Annotated in this window: 16 protein-coding genes; 7 read left to right on the top strand and 9 right to left on the bottom strand. The window is 35.3% G+C overall.

Features of this window, described 5'->3' with window-relative positions:
- Positions 1-103: 103 nt before the first annotated feature.
- The 4 genes from C1X07_RS07165 to C1X07_RS07150 all read right to left on the bottom strand — a co-directional run bounded on the left by C1X07_RS07165 (position 104) and on the right by C1X07_RS07150 (position 7,565).
- Positions 104-2,863 (bottom strand): TonB-dependent receptor, encoded by a 2,760-nt coding sequence (locus C1X07_RS07165; protein ID WP_103069293.1) that lies wholly within the window; start codon positions 2,861-2,863, stop codon positions 104-106.
- A gap of 353 nt (positions 2,864-3,216) precedes the next feature.
- Entirely contained in the window at positions 3,217-5,064 is a 1,848-nt protein-coding gene (gene glmS / locus C1X07_RS07160) for a glutamine--fructose-6-phosphate transaminase (isomerizing) (RefSeq protein ID WP_103069292.1), read from the bottom strand.
- 23 nt (positions 5,065-5,087) lie between these two features.
- Positions 5,088-6,734, bottom strand: a complete 1,647-nt coding sequence (locus C1X07_RS07155) for a DUF4270 domain-containing protein (RefSeq protein WP_103069291.1) — start codon at positions 6,732-6,734, stop codon at positions 5,088-5,090.
- A 21-nt stretch (positions 6,735-6,755) separates the two neighbouring features.
- Complete coding sequence (locus tag C1X07_RS07150; protein ID WP_103069290.1) at positions 6,756-7,565, bottom strand: glycogen/starch synthase; 810 nt, start codon at positions 7,563-7,565, stop codon at positions 6,756-6,758.
- 112 nt (positions 7,566-7,677) lie between these two features.
- Here C1X07_RS07150 and panC point away from each other — a divergent pair, with 112 nt between their 5' ends.
- From panC to radA, 5 genes are all read left to right on the top strand, one after another.
- Entirely contained in the window at positions 7,678-8,526 is an 849-nt protein-coding gene (gene panC / locus C1X07_RS07145; protein WP_103069289.1) for a pantoate--beta-alanine ligase, read from the top strand.
- A gap of 19 nt (positions 8,527-8,545) precedes the next feature.
- On the top strand, positions 8,546-8,896 hold the full coding sequence (gene panD, locus C1X07_RS07140) for an aspartate 1-decarboxylase (RefSeq protein WP_103069288.1): 351 nt from the start codon (positions 8,546-8,548) through the stop codon (positions 8,894-8,896).
- Between the two features lie 4 nt (positions 8,897-8,900).
- A complete protein-coding gene (locus C1X07_RS07135; protein WP_103069287.1) occupies positions 8,901-9,866 on the top strand; it encodes a lysylphosphatidylglycerol synthase transmembrane domain-containing protein in 966 nt (321 codons plus the stop codon).
- Between the two features lie 50 nt (positions 9,867-9,916).
- Complete coding sequence (locus C1X07_RS07130; RefSeq protein ID WP_103069286.1) at positions 9,917-11,062, top strand: alpha/beta hydrolase; 1,146 nt, start codon at positions 9,917-9,919, stop codon at positions 11,060-11,062.
- Between the two features lie 102 nt (positions 11,063-11,164).
- Complete coding sequence (radA, locus tag C1X07_RS07125) at positions 11,165-12,532, top strand: DNA repair protein RadA (RefSeq protein ID WP_103069285.1); 1,368 nt, start codon at positions 11,165-11,167, stop codon at positions 12,530-12,532.
- On the opposite strand, the gene C1X07_RS07120 is transcribed toward radA, so the two are convergent.
- The 4 genes from C1X07_RS07120 to dusB form a co-directional block, all read right to left on the bottom strand.
- The gene (locus tag C1X07_RS07120) at positions 12,529-13,560 is read right to left on the bottom strand and encodes an aldo/keto reductase (protein WP_103069619.1); all 1,032 of its coding nucleotides are present in this window, start codon (positions 13,558-13,560) and stop codon (positions 12,529-12,531) included. The genes radA and C1X07_RS07120 overlap by 4 nt on opposite strands.
- Positions 13,561-14,814: 1,254 nt before the next feature.
- Positions 14,815-15,114 (bottom strand): phage repressor protein, encoded by a 300-nt coding sequence (locus tag C1X07_RS07115; protein WP_103069284.1) that lies wholly within the window; start codon positions 15,112-15,114, stop codon positions 14,815-14,817.
- Positions 15,115-15,275: 161 nt separating this feature from the next.
- Positions 15,276-18,800, bottom strand: coding sequence for a CHAT domain-containing protein (locus C1X07_RS07110; RefSeq protein ID WP_103069283.1), 3,525 nt, complete (start codon positions 18,798-18,800; stop codon positions 15,276-15,278).
- Positions 18,801-19,690: 890 nt separating this feature from the next.
- Positions 19,691-20,683 carry a tRNA dihydrouridine synthase DusB gene (gene dusB, locus C1X07_RS07105; RefSeq protein ID WP_103069282.1) on the bottom strand — a complete coding sequence of 331 codons (993 nt, stop codon included), beginning with the start codon at positions 20,681-20,683 and terminating at the stop codon, positions 19,691-19,693.
- Positions 20,684-20,919: 236 nt separating this feature from the next.
- Between dusB and lepA the strand changes: the two genes are divergently transcribed.
- Complete coding sequence (lepA, locus tag C1X07_RS07100; protein WP_103069618.1) at positions 20,920-22,716, top strand: translation elongation factor 4; 1,797 nt, start codon at positions 20,920-20,922, stop codon at positions 22,714-22,716.
- A 92-nt stretch (positions 22,717-22,808) separates the two neighbouring features.
- Complete coding sequence (locus C1X07_RS07095) at positions 22,809-23,285, top strand: nucleoside deaminase (protein WP_103069281.1); 477 nt, start codon at positions 22,809-22,811, stop codon at positions 23,283-23,285.
- A gap of 13 nt (positions 23,286-23,298) precedes the next feature.
- Here the strand turns inward: C1X07_RS07095 and C1X07_RS07090 are convergent, their stop codons facing one another.
- Positions 23,299-24,120 (bottom strand): HAD family hydrolase, encoded by an 822-nt coding sequence (locus C1X07_RS07090; RefSeq protein ID WP_103069280.1) that lies wholly within the window; start codon positions 24,118-24,120, stop codon positions 23,299-23,301.
- Positions 24,121-24,251: the final 131 nt, after the last annotated feature.

The raw sequence follows: 24,251 nt of genomic DNA, 5'->3' as shown, positions 1-24,251 counted from the left end.
TAATTGCTTAATCAAACTCATGTAGCCGTTATTTTGAATACGATTCATAATTTAGGCCACATTCATTTCATATTCAACTTTTACTTTACTTAATGATCGTTGATTACAAATTATTTATTGACAAACTAACGTAGTACTGTGATCCTACAAACCCAGTTCCAAATGCTGTAAAGTACTCATCTCCACCAATATTAGTTGCTCCAACCTTAAGAGTCGTTTTTAATTTTGGAATCCTATAATTTATCTGTGCATCGATAACCGAAAAAGAAGGCACATCTCCATTTCCAAAAGAAGCTTCCCAAAAATAACTATCACTCCATCTGTAACTTGTATTAAACCCAAAGTTCTTAAACAAGTTTGCATGCCCAAAGGACGCTTTCACTTTATGCTTTGCAGTATTAAACTCTGTTCTAAAATCAGGATCTTCGGATTTATCAAAATCCTGTTCAGAAAATGTATAATTAGCTCCCAAATCAAAATCTCCAAAAACCTTGGTATTTACCCCTATTGTAGCTCCATAAGATTTTATATCTATATCTGAGTTTGTATACGCCTGATACACCTGCGAGTCTCCATTTTGTAATGCCAAGAGAGATAATGTTCCATCACCCACCTGCCCATACAAAGGAATCAACACGTTTTCTGTAGATATAAAGTCCTTATACTGGTTATAATATCCACTTAAATCAATTACAAACTTCTTTACCTTACCACGATATCCAACCTCAAATGCTGTAATTTTCTCTGGTTCTACCGGTTTTGCATTAGAAGCTTCTGGTGTTCCATTTTGTACAGAGCTTACCGAAAATGAATTTTCATAAGCTTCTCTACCTAAAACCGTAACCGAACTAGCTCCAATAAGATTTTGCCCATCACCACTTACATCAAATGTTCTAACATCTCTATCCAAATTATCTTCTGCTGATCCAACTAGTACAGCTCTACCAACATCTAATCCAATGTATAAATCCTGAGTAGTAGGGTTTCTAAATCCTGTTTGTACAGAAGCACGAATATTATGACTTCTCTCTTCACCCAATGTATATCCAACAGATAACCTAGGAGACAGATTTCCATCAAACAATTCAGATTTATCATAACGAACAGAGGCTGTTACTTTTGCTCTTTCATCAGCAAATTTCTTTTGAACTTGTGTATACGCACCAAATTCAGAATATCGAATAGGTCCGTCAAAATCAGTAAAAATCGTTCCTGAGGAGTTTAATTTATACTCTCTAAATGACCCTCCTACCTGGATATCAGCAAAATCACCAGTGATATGTGTAAAATTGTAGTTCACATCAACATGTCTGAGTTGCGATCCATCTTGGAATTTTGATCCTGTCGCCAGATTTGGATCATTAGTTACTTCTCTAAAAGCATTTTGAAACCCCGCAGTTCCCGGAACTAAACGACCAGTATCAGCTGTTTGCCTTGCAATCGTATGAGCTTGCTCTGGTAATTGCCCTGCCAATGTAGCCTGAACAAAGGCTCCTGCATATTCTCCAAACCATGTTTGATCATCTTTCCACTTTCTGTTGATATTAATCCCTGTAAACCTAGTGTCATAAGAATCTCCCGCATCTTCATCTGTTAAATATCCGCGTATAAAAAAATTATCATTCTTTAACTCTATCTTATGTTGTTGCAAGAAAAAATTACGGATTGAGTATCGATTCGCTCCCTGATAAATTGTTGTTCCTTTCCCTATTTTTCCATTATAAATAATTTCAAAATCATTGGCAAATGGTCTATAATGAAGCGCTGCATCAAATTTGATACTTTCTGCTTTATACGCATTCAAATCTTGTTCAGCATACCCCGTTCTACTAACATCTTCACTAGGCAATAGATTCTCTGCTCCTGAAGGCAAAACTCCTAAATTTACTAAAGCCACACCAACCCCTCTCAAATTTGTACTTACTTCATCCCCATAAATATTAAGTCCATCATAATTAGGATCCGATCTATCAGTTGTTGGATCCAAAACATTAACAGTACTTGTTGCAAACCAGTCTGTACCTCTCAAATAGGAGAAATTAGCTTTTGCAGCAAACTTATTAGAGAATTTATGTGCAATTCTAATACCATAGTCATAGAATTCATTATCTCCGGCAGCCTCTTGAGAAGTTATTCCTCCCTTAAAATAGGAACTAATCCCAGTATGATCAAATGGACTTTTACTGGTCATAAACAAAATACCATTAAATGCATTTGCTCCATACAAGGCTGAAGAAGCTCCTGGAAGAAGCTCAACACTATTTACATCTAACTCCGTCATTCCCAATAAGTTTCCTAGCACAAAATTAAGAGCCGGCGCTGTATTATCCATCCCATCAACTAATTGAACAAAACGAGTATTGGCAAATGTGGCAAAGCCTCTAGCATTAATTGATTTAAATGTTAAACTATTGGTGTTGATATCGATCCCTTTAAGATTTTCTAGTCCATCATAAAAATCTACAGAAGGTGTGTTTTTTATCTCTTTAACCCCAAAACGTTCTACACTTACTGGAGATTCAAAAATACGTTCTGGAGTTCTGGAAGCCGAGATAACCACTTCATCAAGCTCTGTACCTTCTTTTAAAACGATAGTTATATCTGTAGTTTGAACTGATATACCAACTAAAGAAGATTCAAATCCTACACTACTTACCGCTATGGTAAAAGGAGGTGACTCCTGAACTGTTAATGAAAAAAAACCATCAAAATCAGTTACAGTTCCTACAGAAGAATCTTTTAATGAAATGTTAGCCCCAGGAATGGGTTGATTACTATCATCTACAACCTGTCCTTTAATTGTTGTTTGTGCAGTAGTAATAATGCTTACCATCAGCATTATTACTAATGTAATTTTTCTCATACCCTAAGTTTTATTAGTTATGACAACAATATACGTTTTTTTATCAATCTTTCAATATATCAAGCAAACCTTTGTGTTTTTATCATATAAATAACAATTAACATAAATTATCATCAATTTACGGTTTTACCTTACTTTAAAACTTATTCAAAAAGTAAGTGTAAAATCACCTTTCTAAAGCTAATTCCTTGCGATTAAAAAGAGAGAGATGCGTTTTTAAACTGGCACATATTGAAGAGCGAAGCAATCATTTAGTGGGTTTAGTTTAAACTAAAAAAGCCTGTTTACAAAATTGCAAACAGGCTTTTGAATATATTTACTTACAAATCAATAATCTAATAGAGCGTAAATCACTATTCTACTGTTACTGATTTTGCCAAATTTCTTGGTTGGTCTACGTTTTTATCCAACATTACAGCTATGTGATAAGACAATAATTGTAATGGTATTGTTGTAAGAAGAGGAGTTAAAAACTCTTCGGTTTCAGGAACTTCAATCACGTGATCTGCAAGATTTTTTACGGTCTCATCTCCTTCTGTAACAATCGCGATAATCTTTCCTTTTCTAGATTTAATTTCTTGAATATTACTTACAACTTTCTCATAATGACCTTTTTTGGTTGCTATTACCACAACTGGCATTTGCTCATCGATTAATGCAATCGGCCCATGCTTCATCTCAGCAGCAGGATACCCTTCTGCATGTATATATGATATCTCTTTTAGTTTCAATGCTCCTTCTAAGGCTACAGGAAAATTAAATCCTCTTCCTAAATACAAGAAATTTTTTGCTGATTTATAAGTATCAGCTATAAACTTGATATGTTCATTAGATTCTAATGCCTGTTTTACTTTTTCAGGGATTCTTTCTAATTCTTGTAAGTAATAATGGAAATCACTATTAGAAATTGCTCCTTTGCGCTCAGCAAGTTTTAATGCAATTAAAGATAAAACGGTAATTTGTGTTGTAAATGCTTTTGTCGAGGCAACGCCAATTTCTGGTCCTGCATGTGTATAAGCTCCTGCATGAGTTTCTCTTGATATAGAGGAACCAACTACGTTACACACTCCAAAAACAAAAGCTCCATTTTCTTTGGCTAATTTAATCGCTGCCATTGTATCAGCAGTTTCCCCACTTTGGGATATTGCGATCACAACATCATCCTGGTGGATTATGGGGTTTCGATATCTAAATTCTGAAGCATACTCTACTTCAACCGGAACACGAACTAATTCTTCAAAAATATATTCTGCTACCAAACCGGCGTGCCATGAGGTACCACATGCAACGATTAGTATACGTTTTGCATTTAGGAGCTTGGCAAGATTATCATCTATTCCTGCCATCTTTATAATTCCTTCTGCTACTCGCATTCTTCCTCTATAAGTGTCGCTTATAGCATTAGGTTGCTCATAAATCTCTTTAAGCATAAAATGATCATAGCCTCCTTTTTCTATCTGCTCAAGATTAATTTGTAGCTCTTGCAAATACGGGTCAACTAATTTATCATCTTTAATGTTTCTTACTTTTACACCTTTATTTCTTCTTACGATAGCCATTTCGCCATCTTCAAGATAGATTGCATTATTGGTGTATTCTATAAAGGGAGAAGCATCAGAAGCAATAAAAAACTCATCTTCACCCACCCCTATCGCTAAGGGGCTACCTAATCTTGCAACAACAATTTCGTCTGGCTTTTGCTTGTCAAAAACCGCTATTGCATAAGCTCCTACAGTTTGATTTAAAGCTATTTGTACAGCTTTACCGAGTTTTACATTCTCTTTGGTTTTAACGTCTTCTATTAGATTTACCAACACTTCTGTATCAGTCTCAGATGTAAATGTATACCCTCTATTAGACAGCTCTTTTCTAAGAGATTCGTAATTCTCGATAATTCCGTTGTGTATAATTACAAGGTTTCCTGAATTAGAATAATGCGGATGAGAATTCACATCATTAGGCACACCATGGGTAGCCCATCTAGTATGCCCGATCCCAATAGTCCCTTTTGTTGAGATCTCTTTTTCTAATCGTTTTTCGAGATCCGCTACTTTACCCTTGGTCTTAGATAATTTAATATCTTCTCCATCATAAAGAGCAATACCAGCAGAATCATATCCTCTGTACTCTAATCTTTTTAACCCCTTTAACACAATTGGATAGGCATCCCTATGCCCAATGTACCCTACAATTCCGCACATGATTTAAGTTTTTTTAAATATTGTTAGTTCTTTTTTGACGCTGTATAAAAAATATCAAGTTTTAAACGTTTAGCTTCAGGAACATTTTCTCCATTTCCGTAGAGTATTGTTCCTTCATGGGAAATTATTGATGAGGAGGGAATTATCTCATCATTAGTTGTGGGGGTATCACCAATGGCGGTTGTTGTTATATTTACGTTTTGAGACACTGCAACTCCAATCTTTACATTCTCGATTTCTTCGTCGTCCAGAAGACTAAGAATATGCTGCGTAAGTCTTATTTTATACGATTCTCCTTTTTTGTCAGAGTCTCTATTAATTCTTCCTAAATGACTTAAAATAGAATTCACCGGATCTTCTTCATTAAGCAACTGAAAATTAGAATCTAAACTATAATCTGCAAGGATTGTCCCTGTTTTCAGATTAAAAACATAAATTCTTTCTGGCTCTGTATCTCCTCCCGATGTAACTTTATCCCTATTAACATAAAACGTAAGGTTTGCATCATTAATCAACCAATCTTGTCTTCTTAAGAAACTTAATTCGTTTTCTTCTTCTCCATTTTCATTAATAACTGTTCCTCCAAATAGATCGATTACTGCATATGAACCATCTCCTCCTTTTAGATAAAGATTATCTTCTCCATTAATTTTATCCTGATTTTCATCCTTTAACTCTTCAGCAATCGTAGGATCTAACGTTGTCGTAATAGCGTTTACTATATTATTGACAAATGATAACTCTAGCGTTTTTTGTGTTCTTTCGACTGGAGTTCCAGAGTCAGATGTATAATGTAATGTTATATCACCGCCACTCATATTAAACAAAACAAGGCTTCCATCATTATTAACAGGTTCTGTTTTAAAATAAATCCCTCTGAAATAGTTAAAGAAGTTATTGGCATTACTCAATTCTACACCGCCTTCTTTATCCAGGAATTGTTCTTTGAACCTATCCCTAACCTCATCAGAAAACTTAATTCTTAACCTAGGGGATACTCTGCTTACATCTGGCTCTGTTCCTTCATCGGTTCCATCAGGGAGTAGTAATGTTAATTCTGATGCAGAAGGAACAAAAGAAGTAGTACTGTATAGCAAATTACTTGCTGGTTCAACTTCGGGACCAAAATTATTTTGAATATCATCTGAATAATATACCTGCCTATCACTAGATGCAGGGTCAAAATCTCTTAAAAAATAATCTGATTGATACACTGATAATTTAAACGGTTGGCTTCCATAAATCGAATCTAATTCATATGTAGTAATGGTAGCTCCATTATCATCGGTAGCCGTTGCTGTAGCTTCAGAGAAATATGGTAAATTAAGGACTACACTATCCAGAACAGCATTATCTCCAAAATCTGGATTAAAGGTATTTGGCTGTACCTGAGAAAGCACGCTATATACAGACTGACCATAAACAGGGTCATTATACACACCTAACACATTAGCATGAAGAGCTTGATTATTATGCACTAACCTACTTGTACGTACCCTTTCAAATTTTCTACTATAAGATACGGGTATTGTACTGTATTTTTTGTCTTCAAAATTTACATCTCCAATAATTTCACTACCAACAGAATTAAAATCATTGTCGCAAGACAAAAAGGTAACAATAACAGCTACTATAGCTGTTACTCTAATTAAAACGTTCTTCAATTTCATAAATAATTTAAGTCATTTTGCCTATACCAATACTTCGGTTTGATAGAAAGCTTCATAGGCTTCAGCAAATTCATCTGGTTTTTTATATTCTAAAACTGGTTGGTCTATAGTCTTTAAGTGCTCTACAAGCTCTTCAGGAATTTCTTCAGACCCGACAATAACGGCATCAGAATTATCCACAGCTACTTTCATAAGATTACTATATGTTGGCTCCTCTAGATCACTTATTTTTTCTTCTGCTATTCCGTCAAATTTTACCTTCCCCATCATATTTTTATCCAATATCCCATCATAACCACTATTATACACAGAAGTTACAATTTTACTATGACCAAAAAGAGGTTCATTAGCGTAATAATGCTTTAGATATAATGGCAAAAGAGAAGCTAACCACCCATGTACATGGATTACATCTGGTGACCAATTTAATTTTTTGACAGTTTCGATAACCCCTTTAGCAAAAAAAATAGCTCGTTCGTCATTATCAGGAAACAGCTTTCCTTCTTCATCCGTCAAAGTTGCTTTTCTTTTAAAGTAATCTTCATTATCAATAAAATACACTTGCATTCGCTCTTTCGGAATAGACGCTACCTTAATGATAAGAGGCATATCTAAATCATTAATTACTAAATTCATACCCGAAAGCCGAATCACCTCATGTAATTGATGTCTTCTTTCATTAATGTTTCCATATCTAGGCATAAAAATTCTTATTTGCCCGCCTTTACTATTTACCATTCGTGGCGCCTCAAAAGACATAGATGAAATTTCTGTCTCTGGTAGGTAAGGTATTACTTCTGATGATACATACAATATCCTCTTATCTTTCATATAATCGATACTTTTATCGTCCTCCTTTTGGAATTAATTTTGCAAAATTACGAAAATTTATGCAGTCTGCCAGTAATATCTTATTTTTGCACGCCTTATAAGTTATACGTCAATGCGGGTACACAAAAAAAGACTAGACATAATTGCAGATGTTGCAAGTTTTATCAAGAAGGGTGAAACCATTGGATTTGTTCCCACAATGGGAGCGTTACATCAGGGACATTTAGCCCTGATAGAAAGGGCTCTCAAGGAAAACCAAAAAGTAATAGTTAGCATTTTTGTTAACCCAACACAGTTTAACACCTCTGAAGATTTGGTTAATTATCCCAGAACTTTAGACTCTGACATCAAACTTTTATCAAAGTTATCAGAAGAAATAATTGTGTTCGCTCCTACCCCAAAAGAGGTTTATGGAGACCAGATTTCCTCAATAAGCTATGATTTTAAGGGATTAGAAAATGAAATGGAAGGTAAATTTAGACCTGGTCATTTTGATGGTGTCGGAACTGTTCTGTATCATTTTTTCAATATTATTACTCCCAATAAAGCTTATTTTGGCGAAAAAGATTTTCAGCAACTTCAAATTGTCAAAAAATTAATTGAAATTGAAAAAATGTCAGTCCAAATTATTGGCTGCCCTATATACAGAGAAGAGAGCGGTTTAGCCCTAAGCTCTCGAAATAAAAGGTTAAACCAGAAACAGCTTGATGAATCCCCTTTAATTTATTCAATTTTAAAACAAGTAAAAAAGGATTTTGGCACAAAAAGTGTTACTACTCTAAACAAATGGGTATCAGAACAATTCAAAGCTAACGATGAGTTAACATTAGAATACTTTGAAATTGCGAAAGCATCAGATCTGAAATCTATTAAACGGAAACAAAAAGACACTAAATACAGAGCTTTTATAGCTGTATTTGCAGGAGAGATAAGACTCATTGATAATATTGCTCTAAATTAAAAATAACTAACTTTGTAACATGTTTGTACACGTAGTAAAATCAAAAATTCATCGAGTTAAAGTAACCGGTGCCGATTTAAATTATATTGGTAGTATTACAATTGATCAAGACTTAATGGATGCCGCCAACATTATTGAGGGAGAAAAAGTCCAGATTGTAAACAATAACAACGGAGAACGACTAGAAACATACGCAATACCAGGTCCGAGAAACAGTGGAGAGATAACGCTTAATGGTGCAGCCGCAAGGAAAGTGGCAAAAGGAGATGTATTAATACTAATCACCTATGCCATGATGGATATAGAAGATGCCAAAAGCTTCAAACCAAAGCTTCTCTTTCCTAATGAAGAAAACAATTTATTAAAATAGCATAGTGAATCCTAAGCTTATAAAGTACCTTAAAATTATACTCCCATTAGCTTTGGGAGTTTTTTTAATTTGGTATTCTATCAGTTCTGCCACTCCCGAAGAAAGACAAAAAACACTAGATTACATTGCTCAAGCAAATCCAAAGTGGATTATTCTATCCGTGACCATGGGAATCATTTCTCATCTTTCCAGAGCGTATCGATGGAAATTTTTATTAGAACCTCTGGGATATTCTGTAAAACTTTCAAATAGCTTTATGGCTGTTATGGCAGGTTATCTTGCTAATTTAGGAATCCCCAGATCGGGAGAAATTCTTCGTGGCGGTACCATATCAACCTATGAAGATATCCCGTTTAAAAAAGCTTTTGGAACTATCATATCAGAAAGAGTAATTGATTCACTAATGCTTTTATTAATAATTGCAATTGCGTTATTGTTTCAGTCAGAACTCTTACTATCCTATTTACAAGAAAAAATAGCTAGTCCGTTTATTACGCTAGCCATGCTTTTGGGGCTGATAGTTATGGGTATTTTATTCCTTAAACTCATAAAAACGTCTAACAATCCTATTCTTGTTAAAATTCGTCTTTTTGGCGAAGGGATTCTCGAAGGAATAAAAAGTATTTATAAAATTAAAAGAAGAAGGGCTTTTGTTTTTTACACATTTTTAATTTGGGGATTATATGTTGGGATGTTTTATGTTATTAAATATACTGTTCCCGAAACTGCTGATTTATCTATAGGTCCTGTATTGGTTACATTTGTTGCTGGATCTATCGCAATGTCTACGACCAATGGCGGTATTGGTGTATTTCCTATAGCAATATCTGCTGCTTTATTACTTTTTGACGTAGAAAAACCTGCAGGAGAAGCTTTCGGTTGGATTTTATGGGGGTCTCAAACTGCAATAAATATAATTATAGGAGCGTTATCCTTTTTATTTCTACCTATTTTAAACAGAGAAAAATAAGGAAATAATTTATATATTGTCCCTTTGCTTAACCCTAATCCAAAATACTCATGAAAAAAAGTGTAACTCTTATTATCGCTTGTGTTTTTGTTGTTTCCAGCTATGGACAGGCTATCTACGAGTCCTTCAGATCTGTTAAATTAGATCAAAACAGAGAGTTAAAAATTCAGCTTCCACGTAATTACAAAAAAAACGAAGATAAAATATACCCCTTAATCATAGTACTGGATGGGGATTATCTATTTGAGCCCGTTGCCGGAAATGTTGATTATTTCTCTTACTGGGAAGATATGCCCGAATCAATTGTCGTAGGGGTTAATCAAAGAAAAACCAGAGAAGATGATTGTAAATATGACACAGCAGAATTCTTACCTGAATTAAAAGGTGCAGAGTTTTTCGAATTTATAGGACAAGAGTTGGTACCGTACCTTAATCAGACATATCGTACCGCACAACTAAAAATTATTGTTGGTCATGACTATACAGCCAATTTTATTAATTATTTTTTGTTTAAAGACAATCCTATTTTTCAAGGTTATATAAGTCTTAGCCCTGAGTTCGGACCACCAATGGGAGAACGAATTACTACCAGGCTATCTACTGGATCCGAGATTTGGTACTATTTGGCTACTGCAACCAATGATGCTGATAATATCAAAAAAGATCTAATCGCTCTAGATGAAAAACTATCAGCTATAGAAAACCCAGAAATCAACTATTTCTTTGACAATTTTGAAGAATCATCGCACTACACTTTGGTAGGAAAAGCGATCCCGAAAGCTCTCGAAAATATTTTTGAGATGTATCGCCCAATAAGCAAAAAAACATATAAAGAAGTTATTCTTCCTTTAGAAACTTCTCCTTATGATTATCTGGTAGACATATACAAGACTACAGAAAAATTATATGGAATAAAGCGTAAAATAAGAATCAATGACTTTATAGCAATATCTACAGCTATAGAAAAGACCGAAAATTGGTCTGAGATGGAACCTCTAGGCAAGCTAGCTATCAAGGAGCATTCTGACTTGATGCTAGGATATTATTACCTTGGTATGTTTTATGAACAAACTGGGGAGCCCAAAAAAGCAATGAGAGCCTATGAAAGTGGTTTTCAACTTGCAGAAGTTGCTTTCTTAACCAAAGATTATATGTTGGATAAAGTAAACAAAATCAAAGAAGATTTTGGTTGGTAAACATGCCTTCACAACAAACAAAAAGAGATCCTGAAATGAGGATCTCTTTTTGTTTATAGAGTTATTAAAATAATAGTATTTTTACAATCTTATCAATCTTTTATGGCTAAGACCAAAACTGTTTTTTTTTGCCAGAATTGTGGTGCACAATATGCCAAATGGCAAGGACAATGCACATCTTGTAAAGAGTGGAATACTATTGCCGAAGAAGTAGTTCAGAAAGCTTCTAAAAGTGACTGGAAAAATGCTACTTCTAGTCCAAAAACCAATAAAACTGCCAAGCCTTTACGCATCTCTGAAATTAGTACGGGTAAGGAAACTCGTTATAATACTGATGACGCAGAATTAAACAGAGTCCTGGGAGGAGGTTTGGTTCCTGGTTCTTTAACGCTACTAGGAGGTGAACCAGGAATAGGTAAGAGTACATTATTACTACAAATTAGCCTTAAACTACCTTATAAAACCTTATATGTTTCTGGAGAAGAAAGCCAGCAGCAAATCAAAATGCGTGCAGAACGTATACATTCTAAAACTGATAACTGCTTAATCCTTACCGAAACCAAAACTCAGAATATCTTTAGACAAATTGAAGAGATTCAACCAGATATTGTGATTATAGATTCTATACAAACCCTTCACAGTGATTATATAGAAAGTAGTGCAGGAAGTATTTCTCAAATCAGAGAATGCACCACCGAGTTAATCAAGTTTGCCAAAGAAACTGCCACTCCGGTTTTGTTAATTGGTCATATTACAAAAGACGGCACTATCGCAGGACCAAAAATCCTGGAACATATGGTAGATACTGTACTTCAGTTTGAAGGAGACCGAAACCACGTATATCGAATTTTAAGAGCTCTAAAAAATCGATTTGGTTCAACATCTGAGCTAGGTATTTATGAAATGCAAGGAAGTGGTTTGCGAGAAGTGAGTAACCCCAGCGAAATCTTAATTTCAAAAAAAGAAGAAGAATTAAGTGGTACAGCAATAGCCTCTACAGTAGAAGGTATGCGACCACTTATGATAGAAATACAAGCATTGGTTAGTACCGCAGTCTATGGCACCCCTCAACGTAGCGCCACTGGGTACAACCTTAAACGCCTTAATATGATACTGGCTGTCTTAGAAAAACGAGCAGGTTTTAGACTTGGAGCCAAAGATGTATTTTTGAATATCACAGGAGGAATATCTGTAGATGACCCAGCTATAGATCTTGCAGTAGTTGCAGCGATATTATCATCGAGTGAAGACATTCCTATTTCTAAAGATTTTTGTTTTGCTGCCGAGGTTGGCTTGGCAGGAGAAATTAGACCAGTAGCCAAAGTAGAACAACGAATACAAGAAGCAGAGAAACTAGGTTTCTCTACTATTTTTGTATCCAAATACAACAAAATATCATTACAAAATACTCAAATCAATATCCAAATGGTTACCAAAATTGAAGATGTTGTCGAGTATCTCTTTGGCTAAGGTGCTGGATTAGGGTTATTCTCATGCACCGCTTCGATCTCCTTTATAATCGTATCAGAAAGCGTAATATCGATACTACCAATATTTTCTTTTAGCTGATCCATTGTTGTTGCGCCTATTATCGTACTTGTAACAAAAGGGCGCTCATTTACATATGCCAGAGCCATTTGAGTAAGACTAATCCCATGATTCTTGGCTATTTCATTATACGCTCTGGTAGCTTCAAATGATTTCTCGTTATGATATCTCGAGAATTGTGGAAACAAGGTTACCCTGGCATTTTTAGGCATTTCTTCAAGGTATTTTCCTGTCAGTTGACCAAAACCAAGAGGTGAATACGGCAAGTGCCCTATATTTTCGCGATGCAATACTTCTGTAAGCCCTACCTCATCCTTTCGATTTAATAAACTATATGGATTCTGCACTGTAATCATTTTTGGAGCTCCTTTTCTAGCTTCTTCGGCATAGCGCATCACTCCATAAGGGGATTCGTTAGAAAGCCCTATCTGTCTTATTTTTCCTGCAGCAATAAATTCCTGAAGATAACTTAGTACCTGCTCAAAATTATCACTCCATCGTTCATTTTCATCATGTTCATACCCTCGTACTCCAAAAAAATTAGTATTCCGCTCTGGCCAATGTAGCTGATACAGATCAATATAATCTGTCTGTAATCGTTGTAAACTTTTATCAATTGCATCAGCAAACTCTGCTTTGGTAAACCCATCTGTACGTATATGCTTTACAAAATCTCTGGGACCCACAATTTTTGTAGCGATGACAAGATCATTTCGCTTACCCCTCTTCTTTAACCAGGTTCCTATAATTTTTTCTGTGCTTCCTTGAGTTTCTGGTCTGGAAGGTACAGAATACAACTCTGCAGTATCAATAAAATTAATCCCCTGATCAATGGCATAATTCAATTGTTGGTGCCCTTCTTCTTCTGTATTCTGTTCACCCCAGGTCATTGATCCCAGGCATATTTTACTTACTTTGATATCTGTATTGGGTAATGTAGTATACTTCATCTCTTTGGTCATGTATTTTTAGGTAGAAAACACCAAATAGCATTCTTGATTGCCTTTTGGTATAATACGCTCAAAAGTAAAAACTCTTCTTTAAGTTATTGTAAAAATTATCATAATAAACATTAGCAAAACATAATTCTATAGCCTTCTTTTATTCTTTTGTGGCACCGATCACAATTGAGCTATTAGTTTCAATTCTGCCAACGATTTTAAGTAAAAAACTTAAACCCAAAAAGTATTCTTTGGATTGGTCTCAAATTTATTTTTAACGTACTAATTGTGGAATAAATCCACAGTTCACATGTGGCATTCTACAGTTTTCAAATAGCACTACAAAACTCAACAAAACATAACGCCCTGTTTTTCAATTGATTAAATGCGAAGATCTTTGATATCATACTTTTGGAATAATAATTTCTTTAACACCACTTAACTAAACACAAACTCTAATTGCAAAAGGGTTTACTTTTAACTAAAGAAAAACTCATTAACCATGCAATTAACCATAAAAAGAGCTTCTTATAATGAGAAGCTCTTTTTTAATTAAAACGGATACGACTACCCCATTGCCGCATCCGCTTTACTCAACTAACCAACCTAAAATTAATTCCTCCAACATCCATCAAATATCTCTTAGGAATGAATCTATACTTAACTTTATCCTATATCTAAATCCAATATCCCCTTTTAACCTTTATTTTTTCACATCTTAATTCCAATTTTTTAGATTTTAGATCTAAGTGTATATATTCATTGGTTTACTCAAAAGTAGTACACATCGTTTCTTCACAAAACCTACAATGAGGGAAAGGTAATTCTGAGTGAGGGAATCTATGTTTTTATATAGACTTACTTTAGTTTTTTCCAAAGTACTCTTATAGCATGTATATGAAAAGTAGCCGTATTTCATCTTAAAGACCTTATTTTGGGTCAAAAAGACGCTCGGTTTAATGATGGTAGTCAAAATTTTAAGCAGTTAGGTTAAAAATTCAACCTACTTGCTTAAAGTTTTAACCTTCGGAGTTAAAATTTCAATACTAAAAGCTAAAGTTTTTACTTTCTAAGTTAAACACTTCGTCAAAAAGACGCGTGACTTCGTCTCTGGAGTTAAACGGCTCACATAAAACATTGAATGTTTAACCTTTAAGGCTAAAAAACTTACGCATACCACTAAAAATCTAAATAATAAGGAAGGAATAGGAAAAATTAGAGCAGTACTTATTAAAAACAAAAAAAGCGCTCTTGGCGCTACTTCTACGACATTGGCAATATCTCTATTACTTTGCCATATACATTTTTGGTCCACCCATTAAGGCGACCTCGGTTATTACCGATTAGCAATCCTCGTTTTGCATTTTTTCCTTTGACCAAATGCGTAAAACAGTTCCCTCTTACTTTACAAAAAACAATATCTCCTGCTTCGCAATCTTCCCAATTTACAGGCTCAAGGAGGACAGGTTGTTTTGATTTCAAAATGGGCAACATAGAATTACCAGGTTCTTTGGAGACAATCGTCTCACCATTCAATAGTTTTTGAATTTTCCAATTCATCATACATAGTTTTAAAAATTAAACATAAATTCATAAACTATGGAGTATGGTTTTACAAAGAACGTGTACTATTTGTACAGTGCAAATGTAAGAAATTCAATCAGATTAGCAATATTCTTTCACTGACTTATGTTATAAGAGTTCTTATTGTTCGCTTTAAAACTTTAAACTTCCGACACCCGACCTCGGGCTCTCCTACGATACCAAAACAAGCCTCCTAATGATAATAACACCACAATTCCTATAATCCAATACAGTAATGTATTACTCTCAAAAGGAATGGGCGCTGCATCTCCTACAAGATAAAATGCTCCCCAGTAAAAAGGGTCTAATCTGTTGATATCTGCGGTGGTTAGGTATTGTAATTTTGCTTGTTGCAGGGCTTTGGGTTTACTCATCCCATCTTTAAGGTTGGTATAGAAGTATTTCATTAGCTCTGGAGTGGTTTGATCTGATACCTCCCAACTGGTGAGTAGCAAGCTTTTGGTACCTGCATATTGAAAAGCAGTACCCAAACTCATAATCCCCTCTCCTTTGGCAATTTTGCCTGTTCCAGTATTACAAGCACTAAGTACTGTAAGTTCTGCGGGGATATCCAGGGCAAATAGCTCGTGACTATAGAGTAAATTGTCTTCTAGTGTATCCTTACTTTTGGTAAAATAGAGTTTGGAATTCTCTGGTCTTTCGTTATCTACCTCTCCATGTAGGGCAAGGTGTAGGATATTATATTGTCCGGCATTTTTCTTAAAATTAGCTTCTATTGCCTGTGATCCATAAAAGTATTGCCCATCGATAATGTTAGAGATGGCTCTGATTTCTTTGCGAGTCCCGGGTAGGTCGTCTCCTGCATCTCTAAGGGCAGCCAGACTCATTGCCCTTGTCTCTCCAGTTTGTGTACTATCAGAAAAGGAAAAGGCAAGGCACTCTTGTAATGGTTCAGTCTGTTCTTGATGCTTAGTGCCTCCAAACAACAGATTTGCAGAATTGGCATAGGTCACAGCATATTCTCTAAGCAGATAGGATAATAGTGCCGGGTTATTAGATTTATCATGTTGAGTCAGCAATAACTCAAAATTAAGATGCCATAAGGAACCATCGGGTATGATGATAAGGTTATCCCCTACAAATGTCTTGGCCACAGGAGCTATCAATAGATTGTATAAACCATGTGCTTGTTCTTTAAAATCAGCAATATTTTTATCAGCTATGGTTTTACGAAATTCTTCTACCTGCTCCGTAAGTTTTGGAGTGGCTAGCTCTTGCACTGCGATATTGTTTTTAGAAATGGTAAAAGCATAGGTAATACTATCTCCTGTAAAGAATTCTAATACAGTCGTTTTATCATCCAATTGTTGTTGGATATCCTGTACGGTAGCAATATCATCCTTGTATTTAAGCAGGTAGTATTTTGGATAGTTTTTTTCTAAGACCTGAGTTAAAGAATCCTGACGTCTATTGATGCCGAATAGCTTATTTTCGAAATGAGTGACTCTGGAGGTGTCTATCTCTTTTTCTGAATATTCTTCTGTGATTTTAGATTGGTAGAAAGCTTTATTGATTCTTAGCTCTTTTTCTAAGGTCACCAGATTTTGTGGTAAACCTGTAAAGTTTTTAGCATTAGCTTCATTAAGTAGTTCTTTAAGAGTATTGGATTTACTTTTTTCTGCGTAGTAAAAAGCTTTTTCTATGGATTGTTGATCTTTTTGCAATAGCTGGGCAGTTACAGCTCCTTGATAGATTTCTTTAGTTTGTTTAGAAAAATCTACTTTGTCTTGATAATTAGTATATGTCTGTCGTATACTATTAATTAGCGTATCAGTTTGTCTATAGGCATGGATTGCTTTTTTAAGATCATCCAAATCTTTACTTTTTTGATACAAAGATGAATAAGATTTTGCTTTCCCATCTAAGGTTGTTAGTAAAACATCTAAACTCAAATAGCTGTTAATTGACAAATTATCAGTGCTACTATTATCTTTTTTGATATTTATTTTTTGTGCTTTTGAATAATTTTCTAAGGCATTTTGATATGCTCCAGAATCAAAATAGGTTTGAGCAATATTATTGTACGATTCTGCAATAAACTTGTTGTTCTCCGGATAAATATTCTTTCTTATTTTTAATGCCCTACCATAATAATCCTGTGCTTCTTCAAAGAGTTGATTTTTTTGTTTTAAATCACCTATTTTATCTAAAGACTCCGCTATGCTTGGGTGCCCTTCTTTAAATTTATTTGTGTATACATCTAATGCCTTTTCATAAAATGATAACGCTTTAATATATCGCTCTTCCATTTCAAGGATATCTCCCCTTTGGTTGTATAATGCAGCTATTTTGGGATGACTATTTCCAAAAACATTTTCTCTAATATGTAAAGCCTTTTTGTTGTATTCAAGAGCTATTTCGTAGTCTTCGTGGTAGGCATAAGTCCAAGCAATATTGGAATATGCAGTTGCTGTTAGATAATGTTTTTCTTTTACAGTTTTCAGGGTTATATCTAAACCTTTTTTATAAAATTGGCGAGCTTTTTTATAAGCTCCTTTGCTAAAAAACACACCTCCTATACCACTATAGATATTACCAATGTAGGGATGGTCTTTTTTTTTGCTTAGATATATTTCAAGAGCTTTTTGATAATAATTTATGGCGGTATCTGGTAAACCTTTGTTTTCAAAAAGTACCGCCAGACTATAACTAGTATTAGCAACATGAGTAGTTTGTTTTCCAAGCAAACTAATATAAATTTGTAAAGCCTTTTGATAATTTTTTTCAGATAGGTCATATTTTCCTACTCTTTTATATAACATCCCTAAAACGTAATACAAACCTGCGACGTACATATCATTTTCTCCATAGTTTTTAATACTAATAACTAATCCTTTTTTTAAGTTAATTTCGGATTTCACATATTCTGAATTAGACATATAACTATATCCTAGACTACGATATACTGCTCCTGTTTGTACATGATTTTGACCATATACTTGGATTCTGATTTTTAATACTTTTATATATTGTCTTATTGCTTCATTGTATTTTCCTTGCCGCCCATATATTTCTCCTATTTTAAAATAAGATTCTGAAGTTGCAGGATGATTTTCTCCATAAACATTAATTCTTATAGATAATGCTTTTAGATAGTTCTCATAGGATTTTTCAAACATGCCATGTTCCTGCTGTAGATAGCCTATATTATGATATGAAATCGCTAAATCTTTATGGTTTCTAGGGAGAGATTTACGACGTATTAATAGTGCTTTGTTAAGAAAACTAATTGAAGTTTTAAAATCATATATATCTTGATAGTAACGCCCTAAGTTATCATAAGCAGTTGCCTCTTCTGGATGATTTTTCTTTAAATATCGATTGCAAATCTCTAGTGCTAAGTTTGCACTTTCTAACAACTCTTTAGATGTTGAATGATTATACCAGTGGACATTAAAGACTTTGTTGTGGCATTTCGCTACTCTTTCCCAAACTTCAGCTTTTTTATAAAGCGGCAATGCTTTTTGAAAATAGACTAAAGAACTATCCAGTTTTCTATCAATTAACAAAGAATCTGCTGTTTTATAGTACTGCGAAGCCAGTAAGGTGTCTTTTTCTACCTGCGCATAGCTGGTATATGATAAGGCAATAAAAAAAGTAATCCAGAAAATAGGGGTTGGCAAAAGTGATCGTAGAGGTTTCATAAGAGATAATGTGTTACTATATCAATAACAAAGAACGTAAAAATCAATCAGATGTATAATAATTACCACACTGTTTGCTAAAAGTGGTTAATCTGCCTTTTAATAGTATAAAAGGGGTATCATAGATGACTCGAGCTGATAAAAAGGTCTTTTGAATTGATGCCGAGGTGGTTCTAGCTGATATTGTCAAGCTTCTAGCCACCTACAGAGGTAGTTCGGGCTGATAGATTGCCGCTTCGATTTGATCCCGAGGTGATTCTAACCACCTGCATAGGTGGTTCGAGTTGATAAAATGGTTCTTCGATTTGATAATTTATCAAATCGAAGCGTGAACCTATCAAATATATTCGATAAACTATCAGCTCGAAGCGGGACTTTATCAAAAACAATCGTCAAATTATCAACTCGAAACGATAAACTATCAGCTCGAAGCGGCAATCTATCAGCTGGAACCACCTTGCGATCAACTCGAATTCTCACCAGATGGGCTACCCCCTTATCGGTAAGGGATAAAAAAGGTATAATTGACGTATTAATGGTCAACTTCAACACTCGACTTCTACTACCGGGCTTCGAGAGCCTCAGCCCTCGGCTACTAAGAAAATATATTGTAAGCAATCCGTACCCTGAGGTTCTCGAAGGGTAAGGTTCTTTTGTGTACATACATTTATGTGGTTGTCATAACCTATATCAGGAACGGACAGCACCCAACACCCGACTTCGGACTTCCAGCCATTCCAGTTTTTCAATTGACTATGGATGCATCAAAGCACTTCGACAGGCTAGTGACCGCTATGCATTTTCTGCTACTTGATTACGGATTCCTATCTACTCCAATGTAACAAATACATTAAGCCTCGACAAGATTTGTTTTGATCATACCAAAAAAACTACACAAATTGAAACCCAGAAAATGTAGCCTGTACTTCATCAAAAGCAGCAAATACATCTTCAGGCTGATCGCTGGTTACCATTTTGGTTCGGTATTCTTTAAAATGAGGTATTCCTTTAAAATAATTAGTATAATGTCTTCGGGTTTCAAAAACACCTAATTTTTCTCCTTTCCAATCGATAGCCATTTGTAAATGTCTACGCGCTGCTACTACACGTTCTTCTATCGTTGGCGGGGGTAAATGCTTGCCGGTTTTAAAATAGTGCTTTACTTCGTTAAAAAACCATGGATAACCAATACTGGCACGACCGATCATAGCTCCGTCTAGTCCATAAACATCTCGCATCTCTTTGGCACGTTCTGGTGAATCTACATCACCATTACCAAAAACAGGAATATGCATTCTCGGATTGTTTTTTACCTCGGCAATCGGTTTCCAATCGGCATTACCTTTATACATCTGTGCTCGGGTACGCCCATGAATAGAAATGGCTTTGGCTCCTACATCCTGCAATCGCTCTGCTACCTCTACAATTCTGATCGAATCGTGATCCCATCCCAAACGAGTTTTCACGGTCACGGGTAGCTTAGTATGATCTACCATCGCTTTTGTAAGCGACACCATAAGATCGATATCCTTAAGAATACCTGCTCCAGCACCCTTACTTACTACCTTCTTTACAGGACAACCGAAATTAATATCGATAATATCAGGACCTGATGCTTCTACAATCTCTACAGATTTTAACATCGAATCCAGATTAGCTCCAAAAATCTGAATACCTACGGGACGTTCTTTTTCATAAATATCCAGTTTCATTACACTTTTGGCAGCATCACGAATAAGTCCTTCACTAGAGATAAACTCTGTGTATACCACATCTGCACCTTGCTCCTTGCACAACGCTCGAAAAGGTGGATCGCTTACATCTTCCATCGGTGCTAATAACAATGGAAATTCTCCTACATCTATGTCTCCTATTTTGACCACAGCAATATTTTTTTTGGCAAAAATACAAATTCTTTAAGATCTCAGCGGTTTACGACACCTGTGAGATTTAAAAATACGGGGAGGGATAGTATAAACCTTCTAAAATCAATTATATTTGCAAGCTATTACAATAGTGAGAATTGCGTGAGGGATAGGAGCAAGCTACCATGTAGCGCAGATAGCCCGACCACTCGCCACAAGCGAGAGGTCACGCCCTAAAGATGAATATACGAGAGATGAAACACATAAGAAACTTTTGCATTATTGCACATATTGACCATGGTAAGAGTACACTGGCGGATCGATTATTAGATTTTACGGGTTCGGTAACGGCACGTGAAGCACAGGCTCAACTACTGGATAGTATGGATTTGGAGCGTGAACGTGGAATAACCATAAAGAGTCATGCCATCCAGATGGAGTATACCTATAAAGGAGAAGAATATATTCTTAATCTTATTGACACCCCGGGTCATGTAGATTTTTCTTATGAGGTATCTCGTTCTATTGCAGCTTGTGAGGGTGCATTATTAATAGTAGACGCTGCACAAAGTATACAGGCACAAACCATCTCTAATTTATATCTGGCTCTGGAAAATGATTTGGAAATTATCCCCGTACTTAATAAAGTAGACCTGCCTAGTGCAAATCCTGAAGAAGTAACCGATGATATTGTGGATTTGTTAGGATGTGATGCTGAAGAAGTTATTCCTGCAAGTGCCAAAACCGGAATTGGGATCGAAGAGATCCTTGAAGCCATTATAGAACGTATCCCTGCTCCAGAAGGTGATCCAGAAGAACCACTACAGGCCTTAATTTTTGATTCGGTATACAATCCGTTTAGAGGAGTAGAAACCTATTTTAGGGTAGTTAATGGCGAAATTAAAAAAGGACAACAGATTAAGTTTGTAGCTACGGGTAAAGATTATAATGCAGATGAAGTAGGAACATTGAAGTTAAATCAGGTTCCTAAACAGGTGATTAAAACAGGAGATGTAGGGTACCTTATCACAGGTATCAAAGATGCTCGTGAAGTAAAAGTAGGAGATACCATAACAGATGCCAAAACGCCTACGCAAAATGCAATTGAAGGTTTTGAAGATGTAAAACCGATGGTATTTGCAGGGATTTATCCTGTAGATACAGAAGACTATGAAGAGCTTCGTAACTCTATGGAAAAATTACAGCTTAATGACGCTTCTCTGGTATTTGTACCAGAAAGCTCGGCAGCTTTAGGTTTTGGTTTTAGATGTGGATTCCTGGGGATGTTACATATGGAAATCATACAGGAGCGATTAGAACGTGAATTTAATATGACCGTAATCACTACGGTGCCTAACGTATCCTATCATGCGTATACCAACAAAAATCCTGATGACATTATTATCGTAAATAATCCATCAGATTTACCGGATCCTTCTTCTATGAACAGAGTAGAAGAACCTTATATCAAAGCATCAATTATTACCAAGTCTGATTTTGTAGGATCAGTAATGTCATTATGTATCGAAAAACGTGGTGAGATTACAAACCAAACTTATTTGACTACAGAGCGAGTAGAGTTAACATTTGATATGCCATTGGCAGAGATTGTTTTTGATTTCTACGATCGTTTGAAAACGGTATCAAAAGGATATGCATCTTTTGATTATGCACCTATTGGGATGCGTGCTTCCAAATTGGTAAAAGTGGACATCTTGCTTAATGGAAATATTGTAGATGCTCTATCTGCATTATTACACAAAGACAATGCTTATGATGTGGGTAAAAAGATATGTGAAAAACTGAAGGAGTTGATTCCTCGTCAACAATTTGACATTCCGATTCAGGCAGCAATTGGAGCTAAATTTATTGCTCGTGAAACTGTAAAAGCACTTAGAAAAGATGTAACAGCCAAATGTTATGGTGGAGATATCTCTCGTAAGCGTAAACTATTGGAAAAACAGAAAAAAGGAAAGAAACGTATGCGTCAGGTGGGTAATGTAGAAATCCCACAAGAGGCTTTTATGGCGGTTCTAAAATTGAATGATTAGGCTTTTGATTTTTTAACGTCTTTAATTCGACACCAACAAAAAGCCCAGTAATCTTTATTAGTTATAACCAGATTCTAAAAGAATTATAAAATATGACAGAAAGAGATAAATATTTTATGGGTAGAGCTATCGCAGTAGCCCAACAAGGTATGAATTCTAATACCGGAGGTCCTTTTGGCGCTGTAGTTGTCAAAGATGATAAAATCATAGCTGAAGGCTGTAATAGTGTTACTTCTACTAATGACCCAACTGCACATGCAGAAGTGGTAGCCATACGAAAGGCTTGTGATAAATTAAAAACTTTTCAACTAGAGGATTGTATAATTTACACTTCTTGTGAGCCTTGCCCTATGTGCTTAGGAGCTATTTATTGGGCTAGACCTAAGAAAGTCTTTTATGGCTGTACAAAAGAAGATGCCGCAGCAATTAATTTTGATGATCAGTTTATTTATGATGAACTCGATAAAACGATTGATACCAGACAAATCGATTTTGTTGGTCTTATGAGAGAAGAAGCTGTCAAAGTTTTTAAAGAATGGGAAGAAAAAATGGACAAGACAGCCTATTAGGCAAAACTTCTTTCTATTTATTGAGCATTGCTTTCTTAGCTTCAATCATTTTGTGTAGCATATATTCTACTCCATTATCATTATTACTCTTTGTGGTATAGTTTGCAATAGCTTTTACGTTGGGATGCGCATTCTCCATGGCAAAACTATATTTGGCTCTGGTCATCATTTCCAAATCATTGTTATAATCTCCAAAAACCATAGTCTCTTCAGGCAAAACATTATTACTTTTTTGTAATTGTTCTAGAGCATGCCCCTTATTTGCAAGGCTATGAGACAGGTCTAGCCAGATTTCTCCCGACACTTTTACTTTTAATCTGTTTTCCAGATGTTTTAATGCAGGATATAAGTACTCTTCAGACCCCTTTTGATTACATATAGCGATTTTGAGATATTGGTCATCAGTTACATCAGCAAGATCTTCAACGATCTCATATCGATCATAATATTCATTAAACATATTAATAAAATCTTGTCCATAATCCTGGATATACCCTTGTTTTCGTCCACAAAGAATAACCTGAGAACCTTCTAGTTTTTTGGTTATATCTATTAGTTCAAGGTAGGTCTGTCGATCAATTGTTGTGGTTTGAAGCTCCTGATCTTGTCGCATAGTTAAGGCTCCGTTTTCTGCAATCACATAAATATTATCTTTGATTGGTTTTAGCTTATCTATAATGCTATAATACTGCCTGCCACTAGCTGCAACAAAAATCACCCCTAGATCATTTAACTCTTCAAAAAGCTCAAAAAAATGGTGGCTTACTTTACTATTTGTATTAAGAAGTGTACCATCCATATCTGTGGCAACCATTTTGATTTGAGATAAATCCATAGTGATCTGAAGTTTTAAGATACAAAGGTAAATAGTTATTACCAATACAATCTAGCGAGACTGTGAAATTTATATTAAATTGCTCTTGGCGGCATCATTAAATACGTTGACTCCACATAAACAGAGATGAT

It is taken from the genome of Aquimarina sediminis (genome assembly GCF_002895435.1).
Taxonomy (GTDB): domain Bacteria; phylum Bacteroidota; class Bacteroidia; order Flavobacteriales; family Flavobacteriaceae; genus Aquimarina; species Aquimarina sediminis.
Note: the sequence above shows the minus strand (reverse complement) of the source record. Positions and strands in the feature narration are given on the sequence as shown.

Coding starts and splice junctions, on each gene's coding strand:
- C1X07_RS07150 (WP_103069290.1), bottom strand. CDS start 7,565: ATGAAAGATAAGAGGATATTGTATGTATCATCAGAAGTAATACCTTAC.
- C1X07_RS07120 (WP_103069619.1), bottom strand. CDS start 13,560: ATGAAGTATACTACATTACCCAATACAGATATCAAAGTAAGTAAAATA.
- radA (WP_103069285.1), top strand. CDS start 11,165: ATGGCTAAGACCAAAACTGTTTTTTTTTGCCAGAATTGTGGTGCACAA.
- glmS (WP_103069292.1), bottom strand. CDS start 5,064: ATGTGCGGAATTGTAGGGTACATTGGGCATAGGGATGCCTATCCAATT.
- C1X07_RS07095 (WP_103069281.1), top strand. CDS start 22,809: ATGACAGAAAGAGATAAATATTTTATGGGTAGAGCTATCGCAGTAGCC.
- C1X07_RS07115 (WP_103069284.1), bottom strand. CDS start 15,114: ATGATGAATTGGAAAATTCAAAAACTATTGAATGGTGAGACGATTGTC.
- C1X07_RS07165 (WP_103069293.1), bottom strand. CDS start 2,863: ATGAGAAAAATTACATTAGTAATAATGCTGATGGTAAGCATTATTACT.
- panC (WP_103069289.1), top strand. CDS start 7,678: ATGCGGGTACACAAAAAAAGACTAGACATAATTGCAGATGTTGCAAGT.
- C1X07_RS07090 (WP_103069280.1), bottom strand. CDS start 24,120: ATGGATTTATCTCAAATCAAAATGGTTGCCACAGATATGGATGGTACA.
- C1X07_RS07130 (WP_103069286.1), top strand. CDS start 9,917: ATGAAAAAAAGTGTAACTCTTATTATCGCTTGTGTTTTTGTTGTTTCC.
- C1X07_RS07110 (WP_103069283.1), bottom strand. CDS start 18,800: ATGAAACCTCTACGATCACTTTTGCCAACCCCTATTTTCTGGATTACT.
- lepA (WP_103069618.1), top strand. CDS start 20,920: ATGAAACACATAAGAAACTTTTGCATTATTGCACATATTGACCATGGT.
- C1X07_RS07155 (WP_103069291.1), bottom strand. CDS start 6,734: ATGAAATTGAAGAACGTTTTAATTAGAGTAACAGCTATAGTAGCTGTT.
- panD (WP_103069288.1), top strand. CDS start 8,546: ATGTTTGTACACGTAGTAAAATCAAAAATTCATCGAGTTAAAGTAACC.